This is a genomic window from Pseudomonas putida, assembly GCF_025905425.1.
Taxonomy (GTDB): domain Bacteria; phylum Pseudomonadota; class Gammaproteobacteria; order Pseudomonadales; family Pseudomonadaceae; genus Aquipseudomonas; species Aquipseudomonas putida_AF.
Genome location: NZ_CP109603.1, coordinates 2,147,640 through 2,167,744 on the forward strand (window position 1 = coordinate 2,147,640; position 20,105 = coordinate 2,167,744).

The window sequence follows — 20,105 nt, forward strand, 5'->3', positions numbered from 1 at the left end:
CATGTCCCTGCAATCCCAAGACATCATTCGCCGTTCGGCGACCAACGCCTTCACCCCGGCGCCGCGTGCCCGCGATCACCAGGCCGAGGTGGCCAAGCTGATCGACGTCAGCATCTGTATCGGCTGCAAGGCCTGCCAGGTGGCCTGCAACGAATGGAACGACCTGCGTGACGAGGTCGGCCACAACGTCGGTGTGTACGACAACCCGGCCGACCTCACGCCCGACACCTGGACGCTGATGCGTTTCGACGAGCACCAGGACGAGAACGGCAAACTGGAGTGGCTGATCCGCAAGGATGGCTGCATGCACTGTGCCGACCCGGGCTGCCTGAAGGCCTGCCCGCAACCAGGGGCGATCATTCAGTACGCCAACGGTATCGTCGATTTCCAGTCCGAGCACTGCATCGGTTGCGGCTACTGTGTAGCCGGCTGCCCGTTCGATGTGCCGCGCATCAGCAAGAAGGACAACAAGGCCTACAAGTGCACGCTGTGCGTTGACCGAGTCAGTGTCGGCCAGGAGCCGGCCTGCGTGAAAACCTGCCCGACCGGCGCGATCAACTTCGGCAGCAAGGCCGACATGCTGGTGCAGGCCGAGGAGCGCGTGAGCGAGCTGCAAGGCCGAGGCTTTGCCGGTGCCGGCATCTACGACCCGCAGGCCGTGGGCGGCACCCATGTGTTCTATGTGCTGCAGCACGCCGACAAACCTCAGCTGTACCACAAGCTCAACCCGGACCCACGCATCAGCAGCGCGATCGAGGGCTGGAAAGGCTGGCTCAAGCCGGTGGCCGCCGTGGCGTTCTTCGCCACCCTGGCGGGCACGGTGTTCCACTACATCGGCGTTGGCCCCAACGAAGTCGAGGAAGACGAGAAGGAGACCCAGGTATGAACAAGGATCGACTGATTCTGCGTACGCGCTTCATCGACCGGGCCAGCCACTGGTTCATGGTCATCTGTTTCTTCCTGGTGGCGATGTCGGGGTTGTCGTGGTTTTTCCCGTCGCTGAACTGGCTCAACGGCGTGTTCGGCACACCGCAGCTGGCGCGTATCCTTCACCCGTTTTTCGGGGTGGTGGTGTTCGTGGTGCTGATGTTCCTGTTCGTGCGTTTCGTCAAGTACAACCTGCCCGAACGTGAAGACGGCATCTGGTTTCGCAACGTCAAGCGCGTACTGGCGGGCGATCACAGCCAGCCGCTGCGCATCGGTAAGTACAACGCCGGCCAGAAGATCCTGTTCTGGGGGATCATGGGCCTGATCACCTTGCTCATGCTCAGTGGCGTGATCATCTGGCGGCCGTGGTTTGCCCACTACTTCAGCATCCCGCTGATCCGCATTGCCCTGTTTACCCATGCACTGGCGGGCATTTCGCTGATCTTGCTGATCATCGGCCACGCTTACCTGGCGTTCTGGGTGAAGGGCTCGATCCGCGGCATGATCACCGGCTACGTCTCGCGTACCTGGGCCAAGTCGCACCATGACCGCTGGTACCAGCAGATCAGCAGCAAGAGTGAGAAGAAATGAGCAGCATCAAACTGACGGCGGTCGAGCAGCCAAGCGGTGGCGTGGGCGCCATCAGCGCCTTGTTGCTGCCGCAACCAGGCCAGCACTTTGCCAAGCGCGCTGCGCGTTTGCGCCAGTTGGCCCAGGGGCATGAACAGGCCGACTATCTGGCGTTTGCCGCCACCGTCGCACAGGCCCAGCAGCGGTTGCTGGAGCGCTTCCCAGTGCCTGCTGAAGAGCTGCAGGCGCTGGTCGAGCGGTTAGATGTCGCTGCGCCGTTGTCGGCGCAACAGCTGCCGCGCTCACGTTACTGGCAGCAAGCGCTTGAGCATCTGCTGGAGGATCTGCGCGCAGACGCCAGCGACCCGGTATGTGCTGCCCTGGACAGGCTCGCAGCGCTGAGCGCGGAGCAGCGTGAAGCCTGCGCCGAGGACTTGCTGCAGGGTCGCTATGGCGAGGTGGACAGCGGCGAGGCGGTGTTTTTGTGGGCGGCCCTGGGGCTGTACTTCGTGCAGCTGGCCGCGGCATTGCCTGCCCATGCGCATGCGGCGGTGGGGGAGCATCGCCAGTTCTGCCCAGTGTGCGCCAGCGCGCCGGTGGCCAGCGTCATCCTCACCGGCAAGCGTGCCGGGCTGCGTTACCTGCATTGCGGGCTGTGCGAGAGTCGCTGGCACATGGTGCGGGTCAAGTGCAGCAACTGTGAGCACACCGGCAAACTGGACTACTGGTCGCTGGAGCGTCAGGACAGCGCGGTCAAGGCGGAAAGCTGCGGCGACTGCGAAAGCTACCTGAAGGCCTTCTATTACGAGCACGACCCGGCGCTGGAGCCCATCGCCGACGACCTGGCTTCGTTGCGCCTGGATGCCGAGCTTGAAGGGCAAGGCTTTGCCCGTAGCAGCATCAACCCCTTTCTGTTTCCGGGTTGAGGTGAACTGCGCCGGCGTTGTAGCGAACGCCTTGCCCAGGTCGGTGTGGTGAGCGATTTACTGCGCCTCACGGGTGTCAATACTCACCACAACCGACATGCCTGGCCGTAACCGTTTTGCCGCTGGCTGGTCGGCATCCACGGTGATGCGCACCCGGATCCGTTGGGCAATCTTGACGAAATTGCCGGTGGCGTTGTCTGCCTGCAGCAGCGCGAAGGCGCTTGTGACGCGCCCCGCTTCAAGAAGCCAGGGCGCGGTCACTTGGCGGTTTTGGTGCAACCCCTAGAGGGCTCTGGCCAGAAACGCGGCAGTTCGGCTTTCAGCACACCCAGCCACAGCCTCAGGCGTACCACTCACTACCACCGTCCCCCCCGCATCCCCAGCCCCCGGTCCGATATCGATCACCCAGTCGCTCTGCGCCACCACGCGCATGTCGTGCTCGACCACCACCACGCTATGCCCGGCATCGACCAGGCGGTTGAGTTGCACCAGCAGCCGGTCGATATCCTGCGGGTGCAGCCCGTTGGTGGGCTCGTCCAGCACATACAACGTCGCCCCGCGCGCCGTACGCTGCAACTCGGTGGCCAGCTTGATGCGCTGCGCCTCGCCGCCAGACAGCTCCGTAGCCGGCTGGCCCAGGCGCAGGTAGCCCAGGCCGATATCCTGCAGCACTTGCAGGCTGCGCCGTATTGGCGGTTGTTCTGTGAACACCGCCAGGGCCTGTTCAACGGTCAGTTGCAGCACCTGCGCAATGTTCATGCCCTGCCAGGTGACCGCCAGTGTTTCGAGGTTGTAGCGGGCTCCATGGCAGGTCGGGCAGGGCGCATAGACACTGGGCATGAACAACAGCTCGACGCTGACAAAGCCTTCGCCCTCGCAGGTAACGCAGCGGCCCTTGGCGACGTTGAACGAGAAGCGCCCGGCATCGAAGCCTTGCGCCTTGGCCTGCTCGGTGGCGGCAAACAGTTTGCGCACGGCGTCGAACAGGCCGGTGTAGGTGGCCAGGTTGGAGCGGGGGGTACGGCCGATGGGCTTCTGATCGACCTGGACCAGGCGCTTGATGCTGCCAAGGCCCGCCTTTACTCGGCCACTGCTGGTTTGTTCGGGGGCGTCCTCCAGGCTGTGCTCTTCGGGCTCAGAACGCTGCTCGGCATGGCCCAGGTGCTCGCCCACCAGCTCCAGCAGCGCTTGGCTGACCAGGCTGGATTTGCCCGAGCCGGAAATACCGGTTACGGCAGTGAAGCAACCCAAGGGGAACTGGGCGCTGAGGTTGACGAGGTTGTTGCGGGTGATGCCTTCCAGCTCTAGCCAGCCCTGTGGCTCGCGCGGCGTGCGGGGGGCCTGGGTGCGTTCGCCGAACAGGTAGGCGCGTGTGCACGATTGCTCGACTTGGGCGAGCCCTTTGGGTGGGCCGCTGTAAAGGATGGTGCCGCCGTGTTCACCGGCGGCCGGCCCAACATCCACCAGCCAGTCGGCGCGGCGCATGGTGTCGAGGTCATGCTCCACCACATAAACCGAGTTGCCGGCCTGTTTCAGGCGCTGCAAGGCTTCGAACAAGGCTTCGCTGTCGGCCGGATGTAAGCCGGCCGAGGGCTCGTCGAGCACATAGATCACGCCGAACAGTTGTGAGTTGAGCTGGGTGGCCAGGCGCAAGCGTTGCAACTCACCCGAGGAAAGGCTCGGGGTGCTGCGTTCCAGGGCCAGGTAACCCAGCCCCAGGTCGAGCAAGGTGTCGATGCGTTCGAGCAGTTCATGGGCAATCCGCTGCGCCGCCAGGCGTTTTTCCAGGGTCAGGTCGTCTTGGGGCTGTTCCAGGTAAGCCGGCGCCGCCACCGTGCGGAACACCTCGGCCAGTGCCTGCAATGAAAGGTGCGACAGCTCGGCGATGTCCAGGCCCGCGAAGGTCACGCTCAGCGCCTCGCGCTTGAGCCGTTTGCCTGCACACAGTGGGCAAGGGCTTGGGCGCATGAACTGGGCCACGCGCTTGCGCATCTGCGCGCTCTGCGAATGCATGAAGGTGTGCAGTACGTAGCGCCGGGCGCCACTGAAGGTGCCCTGGTAGCTGGGCTCCTGCTTGCGTTCGAGGGCGGCGCGGGTTTGCGCCGGGGTCAGGCCGGCATACACCGGGGCCGTGGGGGTTTCTTCGGTGAACAGAATCCAGTCGCGCTGCGCGTGTGGCAAGTCGCGCCAGGGAACGTCCACGTCATAGCCCAGGGTGACCAGGATGTCGCGCAGGTTCTGGCCCTGCCAGGCCATGGGCCAGGCCGCCACCGCGCGCTCGCGAATGGTCAGCGAAGGGTCGGGGACCAGGGTTGCCTCAGTGACTTCATAGACGCGGCCCAGGCCGTGGCATTCGGGGCAGGCACCCTGTGGGGTGTTGGGCGAGAAGTCTTCGGCGTACAGCATCGCCTGCCCGGCCGGGTAATGGCCGGCGCGCGAGTAGAGCATGCGTATTGAGCTGGACAGCGTGGTGACGCTGCCCACCGAGGACCGCGCGCTGGGGGTGCCACGCTGCTGTTGCAGGGCGACCGCCGGCGGCAGGCCTTCGATGGCGTCCACGTCGGGTACGCCAACCTGGTCGATCAGGCGCCGGGCATAGGGGGCGACTGATTCGAAGTAGCGGCGCTGGGCTTCGGCATACAGGGTGGAGAAGGCCAGCGAAGACTTGCCCGAGCCCGACACACCGGTAAACACCACCAAAGCGTCGCGGGGGATATCGACATCAATGTTCTTGAGGTTGTGCTCACGGGCGCCACGGACGCGGACGAAACCGGCAGGGTTTGGGTGACGGTGTGGCATTAGGCACTCCTTGGCTGGGGAGTGGGGCACGGTAGCAGCATTTGCGGGGCTGTGCGTAGATTGGGGGTGGGTTGGCAGGTGCTTGCCTTGAGGTTTTTTGCGCCTATGAGATCGAGCGCCGCCCGCGCGGCGCATCGCGACGCAAGGCCGCTCCCACATTTGTTTCGGGCCAATTATTCCTGTGACATGGGCGCGCGGCCCTTTGGTGCCCACCTTGATATCGAGTCAGACAAACAAGGCGGTCGCGCGCAGATTTCACAGGTCTCACTGGCCCGAAACAAATGTGGGAGCGGCCTTGCGTCGCGATGCGCCGCGCGGGCGGCGCTCGATCTCCCAGGCGCCGAACCTCTCAACCCCTTCACCTGGCAGCCCCCACCCAATCCCCAAAACCAAGTTCCACCCTGCGGAACCACATTCGATTGTGCTCTCCCGCCACTCGCGTTTATCTGTCAGCCAACACGACCTGCCTTCCCCCGTCGTGATCTCAACGCGAACAACAAGAACGGGAACATACCCGCGCAAGGAGATTCCGCATGTCCCGACATCAGCACATCCTGGCCTGGCTCGACGATGTGGCCAGTGACCTGCACGCGATCCGTCACGATATCCACGCCCACCCGGAACTGGGTTTTGAAGAAAGCCGCACCTCGGCGCTGGTTGCCCGCCTGCTTGAGGAGTGGGGCTATGAAGTGCATACCGGCATCGGCAAGACCGGCGTAGTCGGCGTGTTGCGCAATGGCAGCAGCACACGCCGCCTGGGCCTGCGTGCCGACATGGACGCGCTGCCCATTCATGAAGCGACCGGCGCCGCCTACAGCAGCCAGCACCAGGGCTGCATGCACGCCTGCGGCCATGACGGTCACACCACCATGCTGCTGGGGGCCGCCCGCTACCTGGCGGCAACCCGGCAGTTCGACGGTACGCTGACGCTGATCTTCCAGCCGGCCGAGGAGGGCCAGGGTGGCGCCGAGGCAATGCTGGCCGACGGGCTGCTGGAACGCTTCCCCTGCGATGCACTGTTCGGCATGCACAACATGCCTGGGCTGCCGGCCGGGCACCTGGGCTTTCGCGAGGGGCCGATGATGGCCTCGCAAGACCTGCTGACGGTGACCCTCGACGGGGTTGGCGGGCATGGTTCGATGCCGCACCTGACCGTCGACCCGCTGGTGGCGGCGGCCAGTGTGGTGATGGCGCTGCAAACCGTGGTGGCGCGCAACATCGACGCACAGGAAGCTGCGGTGGTTACCGTCGGCGCCTTGCAGGCCGGTGAAGCGGCCAACGTGATCCCACAACAGGCACTGTTGCGGCTGAGCCTGCGCGCGCTCAACGCCGAGGTACGGGCGCAGACCCTGGAGCGGGTGCGGGCGATCATCGTCAGCCAGGCCGAAAGCTTTGGCTGCCGCGCCAGCATCGAACACCGCCCGGCCTACCCGGTGCTGGTCAACCATGCTGCGGAAAACGCCTTCGCCACACAGGTGGGGGTCGAGTTGGTGGGGGCCGAGGCGGTGGATGGCAATACCCGCAAACTGATGGGCAGCGAAGACTTCGCCTGGATGCTGCAACGCTGCCCGGGCGCCTACCTGTTCATCGGCAACGGTGTATCGCGGCCGATGGTGCACAACCCGGCCTACGACTTCAACGACGACATCCTGCTGACCGGCGCCGCCTACTGGGGCGCGCTGGCAGAGCGCTGGCTCGCGCCCGCCTGACCTTTCCTTTTTGACGACTGCCGCTGGAACCCGGGCGCGACCGCGCCTGGGCGATCACCCAATCATTGTGTGGAGTGTTCCCTATGCAGACTTCGAGCACCGGTGTGTCGCGTACCCGGCAAGTGGTCGCTGCCGTTATCGGCAACGCCCTGGAGTGGTATGACTTTATTGTTTACGGCTTTCTGGCCAGCATCATTGCCCGGCAGTTTTTCCCGTCGGATGACGAGTACGCCTCGCTGCTGATGGCCCTGGCCACCTTTGGTGTCGGCTTTTTCATGCGCCCGGTGGGCGGGGTGCTGCTGGGCATGTATGCCGACCGCAAGGGCCGCAAGGCGGCCATGCAGATGATCATCCGGTTGATGACGGTGTCCATCGCCATGATCGCCTTTGCGCCCAACTACCTCGCCATCGGCATGGGCGCACCCTTGCTGATCGTGGTGGCGCGCATGCTCCAGGGCTTTGCCACGGGTGGCGAATATGCCAGTGCCACGGCGTTTCTGGTGGAAAGTGCACCGGCCCATCGCAAGGGCCTGTACGGCTCATGGCAGTTGGTGGGGCAGTGCCTGGCGGTGTTTTCTGGGGCCGCGATGGTGGCCTTGGTGACGCACCTGTGCACGCCTGAGGCCCTGGACAGCTGGGGTTGGCGGGTCCCGTTCGTGCTCGGCCTGCTGATTGGCCCGGTGGGGCTGTGGATTCGCAAGCACATGGAAGAACCCGAGGAGTTTTTGGCGGCGCGCAAACAGGCCAAGGGCCAGGCGCCGAGCTTGTGGCAGATACTGCGTGAGCACCGCCGCAGCCTGTTGGTGTCGATGGGCCTGGCCTGTGGCGCAACCGTATCGTTCTACGTGGTGCTGGTGAACATGCCGACCTTCGCCCACAAAAACCTCGGGTTGCCGCTGGACCAGGTGTTGCTGGTGCAGATGCTTGCGGTGGGGCTGATGACCGTGGTCATCCCGCTGGCGGGGGCCTTGTCTGACCGGCTTGGCCGGCGCCCGGTGCTGATGGCCTTCACCCTGGCCTTCTTCGTGATGGTCTATCCGCTGTACGTGTGGGTGGCCGCAGCGCCGTCGATCGAGCGCCTGCTGGTCATGCAGATGCTACTGTGCACCGCCATCGGCGGGTTCTTCGGGCCGGCACCCACGGCCCTGGCCGAGCAGTTTCCGGTCGAGGTGCGTTCGACCGGCGTGTCGGTGGCGTACAACGTTGCAGTGATGGTGTTCGGCGGCTTTGCCCCGCTGATCGTCACCTGGTTGAGCAAGGCCCTGAATACCCCGGTGGCGCCGTCGTTCTACGTACTGTTCGCTTGCCTGCTGACGCTGTTGGGCACCTACTGCCTGAAAGAAGCGCCGCGGGCAGGCAAAGCGGTTGCTTTCAACCTTGGAGTGAAACCGTGAAGCCATTAGCCATCGATCCGATCGTTGCCCTCGATGCCGAGGCCTTGTCCAAGGCTATTCATGCCCGTCAGGTGTCGTGCCACGAAGTGATGCAGGCATACCTCGCCCATATCGAGCGCTTCAACCCACAGGTCAATGCGCTGGTGTCGTTGCGTGCGGCCGAGGCGGTGTTGGCCGAAGCCGATGAGCGCGACAGTGAGCTGACGCGGGGGCTCTCAAGGGGGTGGATGCATGGCATGCCTCAGGCGATCAAGGACCTGGCCGCCACCGCCGGGCTGCGCACCACCCTGGGCTCGCCGCTGTTCGCCGAGCATGTGCCCGAGCAGGATGCAGTCAGTGTGGCGCGGGTGCGCGCCAGCGGGGCGATCATCGTCGGCAAGAGCAATGTGCCGGAGTTCGGCCTGGGTTCGCAAAGCTACAACACCCTGTTCGGCACCACCCTCAATGCCTACGACCCCAGCCGGGTGGCCGGTGGCAGCAGTGGCGGGGCAGCTGCGGCGCTGGCGCTGCGGTTGCTGCCGGTGGCCGATGGCAGCGACATGATGGGCTCGTTGCGCAACCCGGCGGCGTTCAACAACGTGTTCGGCCTGCGCCCGTCCCAGGGGCGGGTGCCACACGGGCCTGCGCCGGAGGTGTTCATGCAGCAGTTGGCCACCGAAGGGCCGATGGGGCGCAGCGTGGTCGATGTGGCGCGGCTGTTGTCGACCCAGGCCGGTTTCGATGCACGCGTGCCGTTGTCGCTGAGCGGCGGCCAGGGTGATTTTGCCGAAGGGTTGCAGCGCGACTTCAAGGGCGTGCGGCTGGGCTGGCTGGGTGACTATGACGGCTACTTGCCGATGGAGGATGGCGTGCTGAGCCTGTGTGAGTCGGCCCTGGCGGATTTCGCCGAGCTGGGCTGCCAGGTCGAAGCCTGCCAGCCGGCATTTGACCTGGCGCGCCTCTGGCAATGCTGGCTCACCCACCGCCACTTCCTGGTGCACGGCAACCTCGGTGCGGCCTATGCCGACCCCGGCAAACGTGCGTTGCTCAAGCCTGAGGCGCAGTGGGAAGTCGAGGGTGGCCTGCAGTTGAGTGCGGCGCAGCTGTACCAGGCTTCGGTGGACCGCAGCGCGTGGTACCAGGCCCTCGGCCGTTTGTTCGAACGTTACGATTTCCTGCTGCTGCCTTCGGCCCAAGTGTTCCCGTTCGATGCACGGCAGGCGTGGCCGAAGGGGGTCGCAGGACGGACGATGGACACCTATCACCGCTGGATGGAGGTGGTGATCGGGCCGACCCTGGCAGGGCTGCCGAGCATCAGTGTACCGGTGGGCTTCAGTGCCCTGGGGTTGCCGATGGGCCTGCAGCTCATTGGCCCGGCCCAGGCGGATCATGCCGTGTTGCAACTGGCCTATGCGCATGAGCAGCTGACCCGCTGGGTCGAGCGGCGGCCACCGCAGTGCTTGCAAATACCGTAAAGGCCCTGGGCAGGCGCGGTTTTTGCTGTGCATGATGACCAACCCGCTAGAAGCCAGGGAGGTCGGACACATGGGCAACATGACAGACAGTGGTGGCGTACGTTCGGTAGAGCGAGCATTGGCCATCGTCGACTTGCTCGGCGAGCATCAGGCGCTGGGGCTTGAAGAGTTGCACTACCTGACGTCGTTGCCCAAGGCCACGGTCTCGCGCATGCTCGCTACCTTGCAGGAGCAAGGGTGGGTCTACCGGGGCTTGAGCGATCGACGCTATCGCCTGTGTGCCCGGCGCCTGTTCGGTGACCGCCAGCTGCGTTTCAAGCGGCGCCTGGTGGAACACGCCGCGCCCTGGCTGTTGGAACTGAGCGAGCGCACCGGGCTGGTGGCGGACCTTTCGTGCTTCGATGGCGAGCAGCTCGAAGTAATGGAAAGCGCCATCCCCCAGGTGTTGCGCAAGCGCTATCCGAACAACTGCCAGATCGTCGGCCACCATGCCAGCCTGTTTCACTCGGCGATGGGGCGCGCGTGCCTGGGGGAATTGCACAGCGACGAAGTGCAGCGCCTGGCCAGCCACCAGCGGTTGCGCGATGACACGCTGTTGCGCGAAATCGAAGAGGACGCGCACAAGGGCTTTGGTCAGCGCACCGAGGGGCACTGGGAGTATCCGGTGCGGTTGCCGTTTCTGATCCGGGCGATCGCGTTGCCGGTGCGGGTTGAGGGGCAGCTGGCCGGTAGCATTGCCTTGCACTGGCCGGTGGATCAGGCGCCGGTAGAGCGGGTGTTGAGCCTGCACCTGGACCGTTTGGCGGCGACAGTGGGGCAGGTGCAGCATGCGCTGGAGGCTTGAGGGATGCCTGTGCTGGCCTCTTCGCGGGCAAGCCCGCTCCCACAGGTCCCCGGCTAATTCAACAGGCTATGTGTAGGGCTGTGGGAGCGGGTTTGCCCGCGAAGAGGCCAACGCAGTTTCGCGAAACCCGCTCGGGCTCACCCCTGAGTGCTTGCGGAAAAACCGGCTGAAATACCCCACATCGACAAACCCCAGTTCATGGGCGATCTCTTTTACACTGAGGCTCGAATGCCCCAGCGCCCGTTTGGCTTCCAACACCAACCGGGCATTGATGACATTCATCGGCGTCATGCCCAGGTGCTCCTGGCACAGCCGCCCCAGCGTGGCCAAGGTCAGCCCCATTTCACCGGCGTAGTCACCGAGCGACCAATGCTCGCGAAAGTGCATGTCTACCAGCTCACGGAACCCGGTCAGCTGCTGGCTGCGTCTGGAGGGCAGACGCTGCTCGCTACCGCTGGCCGACGGCTCGTGGCGTACCACTTGGATCAGCAGCGCCAGCAACAGCGACATGCTGCTGGCCACATGCTCGCGGGCGCGGTTGTGGTATTCCTCGCGCAGGGCACGGCACAGCGGTAGCAAGGGGTCTTCGTCGGCGTCCCAGGGCGGCAGGGCGATCACCAGGGGCTTGCGGATCTGTGCCAGCAGGTTCGGCGCCAGTACCTGGGCGATGCTTTCCAGCGGATGCTGCGCCGCGGTGATCACCTGGCCCTCCACGGCGCCGGCCCAATGAAAACCATGGACCACCTGCGCCGGCACGTAAACCACGCAGGGTGCCCGGGCCTGCACGCGGTCGCTGTCGAACAGCACTTCACCCGCACCGCTTTGCAGGTACAACAACTGCAGCAGGCCTTCGTGACGGTGCGCCGCGATCTCCCAGTTGTGGGCGCCGGAGCGTTGCGAGATCGACTCCACATGCAGAGACTCGTGCCACACTGGCTGCGCGGTCTCGCCGTACAGGGCGTAGTTGGGGATCTTGTTCATGGTGTTGTAATTGTTGTGATCGATACCCGGCTACTGTGCCACAGCAGCCTGCAGGGTTCAGGGGCCAATGCCGAAATTGTCGGGAATGTGGGGCTGGTTGCAGGTTTTGTCCATTCTTCCAGGGTAGCTGCCGGCCCTAGGCTGTTCGCCAGATGAAGCGACACTCTGGAGAGCAGCATGCATAACAACAAGATTCACGATCACTGGCTGGGCCTGGGTTCAGCCGTTTGCGTGGTGACCGGCGCGGCCGGCGGCATTGGTGCGGCGCTGGCCGCAGCGTTGGTCGAGCAGCAGGCCCATGTGGTGTTGCTGGACCGCGATCTGGACAAGTGCCGTGAGCTGGCAGCCACCTTGGGCGAGCACAGTGTCGGGGAGGTCAGCGCGCTGGGCTGCGACATCGCCGACCCAGGCAGTGTCAACCAGGTTGCCGCTCAGGTGCAGGCGCTGCACGGGCGTTGCGATGTACTGATCAACAACGCCAGCGTATTGCGCCCTGGGTCGCTTGAAACGCTGACCCTGGAGCAATGGAACCAGGTGTTGGCGGTCAACCTCAGCGGCTATCTGCTGTGCTCCCAGGCCTTCGGCCACGCGATGCTTGCCCGTGCTCAGGGGCGTATCGTGCATGTTGCGTCCATCGCCGCCCATTACCCGCAACCCAACAGTGGCGCCTACAGCGCGGCCAAGGCCGGTGTCAGCATGCTGTCCCGGCAGATTGCCGTGGAGTGGGGGCCGCGTGGTGTACGCAGCAACGCGGTGTGCCCTGGGTTGATCCGCACGCCGTTGTCGGCCGCGTTCTACGCGGACCCGCAGATCGAACGCCAGCGCAGCGCCATGACTGCCAACCAGCGAATCGGGGAGCCGCAAGACATCGCCGAAGCGGTGCTGTTTCTCGCCAGCCCGCGCGCCGACTACATCAATGGCGCGGAGCTGACCGTCGATGGTGGGCTGGAGAGCATGCCCATGGCATTGATCCCCCGCCCCGGTTTTGAGGGTGTACGCACATGACTACGCGCAGCTGCGACGTACTGGTGGTGGGCGCGGGCGCCGGTGGCTTGGCGACGGCGATCACCGCAAAAATGCACGGCCTGGAGGTGATCGTCATCGAAAAGGATGACTGCTTCGGGGGCACCACGGCGTTTTCCGGTGGCGTGTTGTGGGTGCCGGGCAACCGGCATGGGGTAAACGACAGCGAGGCGGCGGCGCTCACCTACCTGCGTAACGAAGCCGGCGACTGTTTCGACGAAGTGGCGGTCAAGGCGTTTCTGCGTCATGGGCCAGACATGGTCGAGTTCTTCGAACGCAATACCGCGGTCAAATTCATCCCCACGCTGTACCCCGACTATCACCCGCACGTGGAGGGTGGCGTCGATATCGGGCGTTCGATACTGGCGGCGCCCTACGATATCCGAGGTCTGGGGCCAGACATGGCACGCCTGCGGCCACCGCTCAAGACCATCACTTTCATCGGCATGATGTTCAACTCGTCGAATGCCGACCTCAAGCATTTCTTCAATGTCACGCGCTCGGTGACCTCCTTCGTTTATGTGGCCAAGCGCTTGCTGACCCACCTCAAGGAGCTGGCGTTGTACCGGCGCGGCACCCAGGTCACCAGTGGCAATGCCCTGGCGGCGCGGTTGGTGAGGTCGGCGCTGGACCTGGGTATTCCGATTCTGACCGGGACGCCGGCCAGGCAGCTTTTGCGTGAAGGCCATCGGGTCACTGGGGTGCTGGCCAAGCATGGCGACGGCGAGCTGCGCATCGAGGCACGGCGCGGTGTGGTGCTGGCCTGTGGTGGTTTTTCCCATGACGTGCAACGGTTGAAGCAGGCCTACCCGCATGTGCGTCGAGGCGGCGAACACTTTTCGCCGGTGCCCGCGAGCAACACCGGGGATGGTGCGCGCATGGCCGAGGCGTTGGGCGCCCAGGTCGATATCCGTTTGCAGGCTGCGGCGGCGTGGATGCCAGTGTCCAAGGTACCAATGGGGGCAGGGCGCTACGTTGCGTTTCCGCACCTGCTCGACCGTTACAAGCCTGGTGTGATCGGGGTTCTGCGCTCGGGTAAACGCTTTACCAACGAGTCGAATTCTTACCACGACGTGGGGGCGGCCTTGATCGAGGCGTGTGCCGAACAAACGGAAACCGCCATGTGGCTGGTCTGTGACCGTCGCACCCTGGCCAAGTACGGCCTGGGTTTTGCCAAGCCCGCGCCAATGCCGTTGGGGCCGCTGTTGCGCAATGGCTACCTGCTCAAGGGCAACAGCCTCGCCGAGCTGGCCCGCAAGGCCGGGATCGATGCCGCCGGGCTGGAGCAGACCGTGCGCGACTACAACCTGGGCGCCGTTCAGGGGGAGGACCGCCAGTTCGGGCGGGGTACCACGAGCTTCAACCGTTACCTGGCCGACCCGCAACATAAGCCCAACCCGTGCGTGGCACCGCTGGGCGAGGGGCCTTACTTTGCCGTGAAGGTGATCATGGGCGATTTGGGCACCTTCGACGGCATCCGCACCAGCGTGGTCGGCGAAGTGCTGGGCGCCGATCAGCAGGCCATCGACGGCTTGTACGCTGTCGGCAACGACCGCGCCAGCATCATGGGGGGCAATTACCCCGGTGCGGGCATCACCCTGGGGCCGATCATGACTTTTGGCTACATCACCGGTCGCCATCTGGCGGGCGTCGAACAAGGCCTGGCGACAGCGGGCAATGCGCAGGAGGTGGCGTGATGGACAAGCCCGTCGTCGATCACCGGGTCTACACCATTCGTCCACGTGGCATGGCGGCCTTTCTTGAAGCGTTCGACCAGTTGGCGATGCCGATTCTGCTGCGCCATCTCGGTGCACCGCTGGCGTTCTATACCAGCAGCATCGGCCCGCTCAACCAGGTGGTGCATCTGTGGGGCTACGACAGCCTCGATGACTTCGAAAAACGCAGCGCCGCCCGCGATGCCGACCCGGACTTCGCCGCCTACCTGCACGCCACCCGCGACCTGGTGCTGGCCCAGGAAACCCGGATCATCAGGCCTGTGCGGTTGCGTAGCCTCATTAACCGGTAACGCGGCCCAACCCCGATGCACCTTCATAAAAACAACAACAGGTGATACCCATGAACAACGCCATCGATGTGCGCCAACTGATCGACCAGCAACCTATCGGCCGCTACCAGAAATGGGTGGTCTTCCTGGGTTTTCTGATCATTGCCCTGGACGGGCTGGACGTCGCCATCATCGGTTTCATCGCACCCCAATTGAAAAGCGACTGGGGCCTGAACGCGCAAAGCCTGGGCCCGGTGCTGAGCGCCGCCCTTATCGGCCTGGCACTCGGTGCATTGATCGCCGGCCCCCTGGCTGATCGCTACGGGCGCAAGGCGGTCTTGCTGGGGAGTGTCCTGCTGTTTGGTGTCTGGACCCTGGCCTCGGCGTTCTCGCCCAATCTGGAGACCCTGGTTGCCTTGCGTTTTCTCACCGGCCTGGGCTTGGGCGCTGCCATGCCCAATGCCAGTACTCTGGTCAGTGAATACGCGCCGGCGCGCAGCCGCTCGCTGCTGATCACCCTGGCCTTCTGCGGCTTTTCCCTGGGCGCGGCGGCAGGCGGCTTTGTCAGTGCCTGGATGATCCCCAATCTGGGCTGGCGCAGCGTGCTGGTGCTGGGCGGTGTGCTGCCGCTGCTGACATTGCCGTTGTTGTGCTGGCGGTTGCCCGAGTCGGTCACCTTCCTGGTCAGCAAGGGCGCGGATGCACGGCGCATCCACGCTATCGTCAGCCGCCTGGCGCCGGGGCGCGTCAACGCCGACAGCACCTTCGTCGTGCCTACCCGCGCGCCGGGCAGCTGCGGGGCGATTGGCACCATCCTTTCGCCTCGCTATCGCTTCGGCACCTTGATGCTCTGGACCGGCTACGTGCTGGCGCTGTTTTTGGTCTACCTGTTCAGCGGCTGGTTGCCCACCTTGGTGAAAGAGGGTGGCGGCTTCTCGGTAGCCGAAGCGGCCATCGTCACCGCCTGTTTCCAGATCGGCGGGCCGCTGGGGGCGATCTCGGTGGGCTGGGCCATGGACCGCTGCAACCCGCAACGGGTACTGATGCTGACCTTCCTGTTCAGCGGCGCGGTGATCTTCGCCATTGGCCAGGTCGCTGGGGATTTCACCTGGCTGTGCACGATTGCCTGGGCCGTGGGCTTCGGCCTCAATGGCGCCAGTGTGGGCATGAATGCCTTGGCGGCGGCGTTCTACCCCACTGAGGCGCGGGCGACCGGCGCCAGCTGGATGAGTGGCATCGGGCGCTTTGGGGCGATTCTCAGTGCGTTTGCCGGTGCCCAGATGTTGGCAATGGGCTGGAGTTTTGCGCAGGTGTTCGCCTCGTTGCTGATCCCGGCGCTATTGGCCGCGCTGGCTGTGCTGATGCAAGGGCGCCATGCCGGTTCAGGCCGAGACGCTGCCCGGCAACCGGTCTGAAGACGGCGGGAGTACAAATGTACTCCCGCTACTTTTTTAAATAAATGAGAGGCGTTATCAATAGTATTTACTTTACATTCCCTTTACATCAGACTCCGCCCCGCCAGCGCCAAAGTGCGTGCATGCATACAGAAAAAAAACAGCAATCTGTCGAAGGAGCGGGGCGTGAATTTGATGAAAAGTACTCTGGCGCTGGCGGTGGGCTCAGCCCTGTGCCTGGCGAACAATGCCTGGGCGGCGGCGCAAGAGGGGGCCGTCCAGCTGGATGCGATCACGGTGACCGGGGAGAAGATCAACCGCACCTTGGAGCAGACCCAGTCGAGTGTCGTGGTGATCACCGACAAGCAGCTGCGGGAAAAAGAAGACCACAGCCTGGTCGATGTGCTTGCCCGTACCCCCGGTGTCTACAACCAGTCCGGCAATGAAAACTGGGGTATCCGCGGGGTGCCAGTGTCGGGCTTCGACGATCAGGGCCCGGCCACGCTGAACGGGGCGGTGTCAGTGTTCGTCGACGGTGCCGTGCAGCCGAACCGTTCACTGACCCTCAGCCCCATGCCGCTCTGGGATGTCGAACAGGTCGAAGTGTTCCTTGGCCCGCAGTCCACCACCCAGGGCCGTAACTCCCTGGCCGGTGCGGTGGTCATCCAGACCCGCAACCCGACCTTCGAGCCGAGCCTTTCGGCGCAGACCAACGTAGGGAACTACGGCGAACAGGGTGCGGCGGTAGCCGGTGGTGGCGCACTGGTCGATAACAAGATCGCCGGGCGCATCGCCGTGGACTACCAGGAAGGTGACGGCTACATCGACAACAGCACCCTGCACGACGATGCCAACCCTACCCGCACGGCCAATGCCCGGGGCAAGTTGCTGATCCTGCCCAGTGACGACCTCGACATCCTGTTGACCTATGCCCACGGCGAAAGCCGCAAGGGCGATAACACGGTCATGCGTGAAAACGGCAAGGTCCGTTATTACAAGATGACCTCCAACACCAAGGCCTTCGATAAGCTCGAACAGGACACGGTCAGCGCCAAGGTCGACTACCGCCTCGACGACTACTGGTCGCTGACCAGCCTCACGGCCAACACGCGCTCGGACTACGACGCCCGCCTGGACTTCGACCAATCGGCGGACGCCAACGAGGTAGTGCTGCGGCAGCAGGACGGCAACCTGTTCAGCCAGGAGCTGCGCCTGAACTACACCGGCGATACGCTCAAGAGCTTCGTGGGTGCCTACTACGGGCACAACACTAACGATTTCCATGACCGACTGCTGTTCGACGAGCGTTTGTTCGGTACGGCCAAAGGCGATACCACCATCAAGAACACCGCGCTGTTCGGCGAGATCAACTGGACGTTCGTGCCGCGCTGGACGCTGATTACCGGATTGCGTTACGACCATGAGACCAACGACACGGACATCGACCAGGACGATTTCTCCAGCCCTGGCAAGGTCAGCAAATCGTTCAATACGCTGCTGCCCAAGCTTGGCCTGGACTATGAGCTGGCCGAAGGGCAGTACCTGGGCTTCATGGTGCAAAAAGGCTATCGCGGCGGTGGCGTGAACATGCGTGCCGGGGGTGGGCATCAGGCCTACGACCCGGAATACACCACCAACTACGAACTGTCGTACCGTGGCAGCTTCCTCGACGGCTCCCTGCGTACCCGGGCCAACCTGTACTACACCGACTGGAAGGACCAGCAGGTCAGTGTGCTGGACCCGAATACCGAGTTCCTGCATGTATTCAACGCCGGCAGCAGCGACATCAAGGGCCTGGAAGTGTCTGTCGAGAAAGACTTCGGCGCACAGTTGACCCTGAACGCCGCCGCCTCGGTCACCGACGGCACCTACAAAGATTTCGTCACCGGCGATGGCCGCGACATGAGCGGTGAAGACTTCCTCTATTCGCCCAAGTACAAGCTGTCGCTGGGTGCGACCTACCGATGGAACGAGCGCCTGACCCTCAACACCGACCTTGTGTACCAGAGCACATCGCCTTCGGAATACGAATTCGATGACGCAGGCCACGTCACGGGCGAGCGCCGCAGTGACAACTACTGGCTGGCCAATTTCAACACCGAGTACAAGATCACCCGCAATATCGCGGTGTCCGGCTTCGTGAAGAATGCCTTCGACAAGGAGTACATCACCAACAACCGCAGCGGCGACATTCTCGATGTCGGGGCTCCGCGTACGGTGGGCCTGGCGTTGCGTTACGACCTCTAGGTCAGGTAGCTGAGTGCCTGCAGTGGCCTGCCAGCCCTGCAGGCCTAGTTTTCGCGGCTGTACATCCTGCATTCCGCCAGCAACGCCAGCAGGTTCGGTTCCCGTTCCCGGGCCTTCAGAAACACCACGCCGATATGCTGCTGCAGGCGATAGCGCGGCTGCAGGGCAATCAGCTTCACCCGGTTTTCGTAGACCGCCGCGATCCGCCCTGGCAGCAGGGCAAAGCCCACGCCCGAGCTGACCATGCTCAGCAGGGTGAAGATATCGTTCACCTGCATGGCCACCTTCGGCTCGAACCCGGCCTGCTGGAATACCCGCGCCCCATCACGGTGGGTGGCAAAGCCTTGGGTCAGGGTGATGAACGTGGAGTCGGCCAGGTCTGCAAGGTCCACCTCGGCGTGTTCGGCAAAGGGCGAGTCGGTGGGCACGGCGAGGAAGATGTCGTCGGAGAACAGCGGCAATTGCTCGCAGGCGGGGTCACTGACGCTTTCGTCGAGCGATACCAGAACTGCCTCCAGTTCGTGGTTTTTCAGGCGCTGTAGCAGGTCGACGTTCGAGCCCAGGGTCAGGTCGATGTTGAGCTCGCTGCGGCGCAATTTGAGGCCCATGACCAGTTTCGGCACGGTCTTCACCGTCAGCGAATAGAGGGCGCCCAGGCGGAAACGTTCGGCATAGAACCCGGCGGCTTCACGGGTCTGGTGGACCATCTGCTCGGCGTCCTGGATTAGCTGACGGGCTTTTTTCTCCAGTACGTAGGCGCTCTCAAGTGGGATCAGCTGGCGGCCTTCGTGCTTGAACAAGGGGCAACGCAGGGCGCTTTCTAGCGAGTGGATAGCGCGGTGCACGCTGACGGCGCTGGTGGACAGCTCGGCGGCGGCGCGGCCGAGGTTGCCAGTGCGCATGAAGGCGAGGAAGGTTTGCAGTTTCTTGAGGGTCAGTTCTTCGTCGATGAGCATGGGCGGCCTGGTAGGTGGGGCTGCAGTTGGGGGTTATAGCATCAAGGTGCAGGGGTTGAGTTTTTTGGCGCCTGGGAGATCGAGCGCCGCCCGCGCGGCGCTCGATCTCCCAGGCGCCATAGAACTCAATTCATACACCAGCGCTTCCAGCGCCAATCACCCCATCGATTCAATCAACGCCCACAACCGCAGATCATCAAAGTCATCGATCACCAGCCCAGCCCCCGCAGCCATCAGGCGTTCGGCAGTCTGTGTGGTGGCAATCCCAACCGTAAAGATCCCCGCCCCGCTGGCAGCCCTGACCCCAGGCAACGAGTCCTCGAAGGCCAGCGCCTGCCCGGCCTGGGCCCCAAGCCGCTGCAGCCCGGTGAGGTAGGGCAGAGGGTCCGGCTTGGCCCGTTCTAGCTCCTCGGCCACCAACACATGCTCGAAGCGCGCCCCCAGCCCCATGGCCTGCAGCATGTGCTCGGCATTGAGCCGGGGTGCGTTGGTCACCACGCACATCCCCAGGCCACAGGCCTGGCCGTGCTCCAGCAAGCGCAAAAGGCCCGGCATGGGCTCAAGCGACGGCGCCAGCGAGCGGAACAGCGCCTCCTTGCGATCAGCCAAGGTCAGGCATTGCTGCGGGCTGGCATCGGCAAACAGCTCGGCGAACAGTTCGCCATTGGCCCGGCCACTGACCTGCGCGTCGAACTGGGCCTGGGTCAGTTCACGGCCATCATGCTCATGCAGCAACTGGCGGAAAGCCTGCAGGTGCAGGGTATCGGTATCGGTGAGGGTTCCGTCGAGGTCGAACAGCAGGGCAGTCAGCATCAGGTATCCAGGTATGAAAAACACAAGCCCGACGATCATAACCAAAGCTGACGACGAAGGGGG

The 20,105-nt window shown here is 64.0% G+C and carries 16 protein-coding genes and 1 pseudogene; 12 read left to right on the top strand and 5 right to left on the bottom strand.

What is annotated here, in order from left to right; all coding sequences use genetic code 11:
- Position 1 precedes the first annotated feature (1 nt).
- Genes fdxH through fdhE form a run of 3 tightly spaced genes read left to right on the top strand, consistent with a single transcriptional unit; the run spans position 2 to position 2,423 of the window.
- Complete coding sequence (gene fdxH / locus OGV19_RS09700; protein WP_264313187.1) at positions 2 to 886, top strand: formate dehydrogenase subunit beta; 885 nt, start codon at positions 2 to 4, stop codon at positions 884 to 886.
- Positions 883 to 1,518 (top strand): formate dehydrogenase subunit gamma, encoded by a 636-nt coding sequence (locus OGV19_RS09705; RefSeq protein ID WP_264313188.1) that lies wholly within the window; start codon positions 883 to 885, stop codon positions 1,516 to 1,518. The genes fdxH and OGV19_RS09705 overlap by 4 nt, the downstream gene beginning before the upstream one ends.
- Positions 1,515 to 2,423 (top strand): formate dehydrogenase accessory protein FdhE, encoded by a 909-nt coding sequence (gene fdhE, locus OGV19_RS09710; protein ID WP_264313189.1) that lies wholly within the window; start codon positions 1,515 to 1,517, stop codon positions 2,421 to 2,423. The genes OGV19_RS09705 and fdhE overlap by 4 nt, the downstream gene beginning before the upstream one ends.
- Before the next feature lie 57 nt (positions 2,424 to 2,480).
- Here the strand turns inward: fdhE and OGV19_RS09715 are convergent.
- Together OGV19_RS09715 and uvrA are read right to left on the bottom strand one after the other, a co-directional pair.
- Positions 2,481 to 2,645: pseudogene (locus OGV19_RS09715) on the bottom strand (HlyD family secretion protein); the annotation flags it as partial.
- Positions 2,646 to 2,705: 60 nt separating this feature from the next.
- Positions 2,706 to 5,222 carry an excinuclease ABC subunit UvrA gene (gene uvrA / locus OGV19_RS09720; protein WP_264313190.1) on the bottom strand — a complete coding sequence of 839 codons (2,517 nt, stop codon included), beginning with the start codon at positions 5,220 to 5,222 and terminating at the stop codon, positions 2,706 to 2,708.
- 533 nt (positions 5,223 to 5,755) lie between these two features.
- Here uvrA and OGV19_RS09725 point away from each other — a divergent pair.
- The 4 genes from OGV19_RS09725 (at position 5,756) to OGV19_RS09740 (ending at position 10,623) form a co-directional block, all read left to right on the top strand.
- A complete protein-coding gene (locus OGV19_RS09725) occupies positions 5,756 to 6,931 on the top strand; it encodes a M20 aminoacylase family protein (RefSeq protein ID WP_264313191.1) in 1,176 nt (391 codons plus the stop codon).
- Positions 6,932 to 7,014: 83 nt separating this feature from the next.
- Positions 7,015 to 8,325 carry a citrate-proton symporter gene (locus OGV19_RS09730; protein ID WP_264313192.1) on the top strand — a complete coding sequence of 437 codons (1,311 nt, stop codon included), beginning with the start codon at positions 7,015 to 7,017 and terminating at the stop codon, positions 8,323 to 8,325.
- Positions 8,322 to 9,779, top strand: a complete 1,458-nt coding sequence (locus OGV19_RS09735) for an amidase (protein WP_264313193.1) — start codon at positions 8,322 to 8,324, stop codon at positions 9,777 to 9,779. Before OGV19_RS09730 ends, OGV19_RS09735 begins: the two co-directional genes overlap by 4 nt.
- Before the next feature lie 70 nt (positions 9,780 to 9,849).
- Entirely contained in the window at positions 9,850 to 10,623 is a 774-nt protein-coding gene (locus tag OGV19_RS09740) for an IclR family transcriptional regulator (RefSeq protein WP_264313194.1), read from the top strand.
- A gap of 66 nt (positions 10,624 to 10,689) precedes the next feature.
- Here OGV19_RS09740 and OGV19_RS09745 read toward each other — a convergent pair whose 3' ends face one another.
- Positions 10,690 to 11,604 (bottom strand): helix-turn-helix domain-containing protein, encoded by a 915-nt coding sequence (locus OGV19_RS09745; RefSeq protein ID WP_264313195.1) that lies wholly within the window; start codon positions 11,602 to 11,604, stop codon positions 10,690 to 10,692.
- Positions 11,605 to 11,781: 177 nt separating this feature from the next.
- Between OGV19_RS09745 and OGV19_RS09750 the strand changes: the two genes are divergently transcribed.
- From OGV19_RS09750 to OGV19_RS09770, 5 genes are all read left to right on the top strand, one after another.
- A complete protein-coding gene (locus OGV19_RS09750) occupies positions 11,782 to 12,609 on the top strand; it encodes an SDR family NAD(P)-dependent oxidoreductase (protein ID WP_264313196.1) in 828 nt (275 codons plus the stop codon).
- On the top strand, positions 12,606 to 14,324 hold the full coding sequence (locus tag OGV19_RS09755; RefSeq protein ID WP_264313197.1) for an FAD-dependent oxidoreductase: 1,719 nt from the start codon (positions 12,606 to 12,608) through the stop codon (positions 14,322 to 14,324). The genes OGV19_RS09750 and OGV19_RS09755 overlap by 4 nt, the downstream gene beginning before the upstream one ends.
- Complete coding sequence (locus OGV19_RS09760; protein WP_264313198.1) at positions 14,324 to 14,653, top strand: NIPSNAP family protein; 330 nt, start codon at positions 14,324 to 14,326, stop codon at positions 14,651 to 14,653. The genes OGV19_RS09755 and OGV19_RS09760 overlap by 1 nt, the downstream gene beginning before the upstream one ends.
- Before the next feature lie 50 nt (positions 14,654 to 14,703).
- Entirely contained in the window at positions 14,704 to 16,047 is a 1,344-nt protein-coding gene (locus tag OGV19_RS09765; RefSeq protein ID WP_264313199.1) for an MFS transporter, read from the top strand.
- A gap of 165 nt (positions 16,048 to 16,212) precedes the next feature.
- On the top strand, positions 16,213 to 18,273 hold the full coding sequence (locus tag OGV19_RS09770) for a TonB-dependent receptor (protein ID WP_264313200.1): 2,061 nt from the start codon (positions 16,213 to 16,215) through the stop codon (positions 18,271 to 18,273).
- Positions 18,274 to 18,317: 44 nt separating this feature from the next.
- On the opposite strand, the gene OGV19_RS09775 is transcribed toward OGV19_RS09770, so the two are convergent.
- Complete coding sequence (locus tag OGV19_RS09775) at positions 18,318 to 19,229, bottom strand: LysR family transcriptional regulator (protein ID WP_264313201.1); 912 nt, start codon at positions 19,227 to 19,229, stop codon at positions 18,318 to 18,320.
- A 156-nt stretch (positions 19,230 to 19,385) separates the two neighbouring features.
- On the bottom strand, positions 19,386 to 20,042 hold the full coding sequence (locus OGV19_RS09780; protein WP_264313202.1) for an HAD family hydrolase: 657 nt from the start codon (positions 20,040 to 20,042) through the stop codon (positions 19,386 to 19,388).
- Positions 20,043 to 20,105 lie beyond the last annotated feature (63 nt).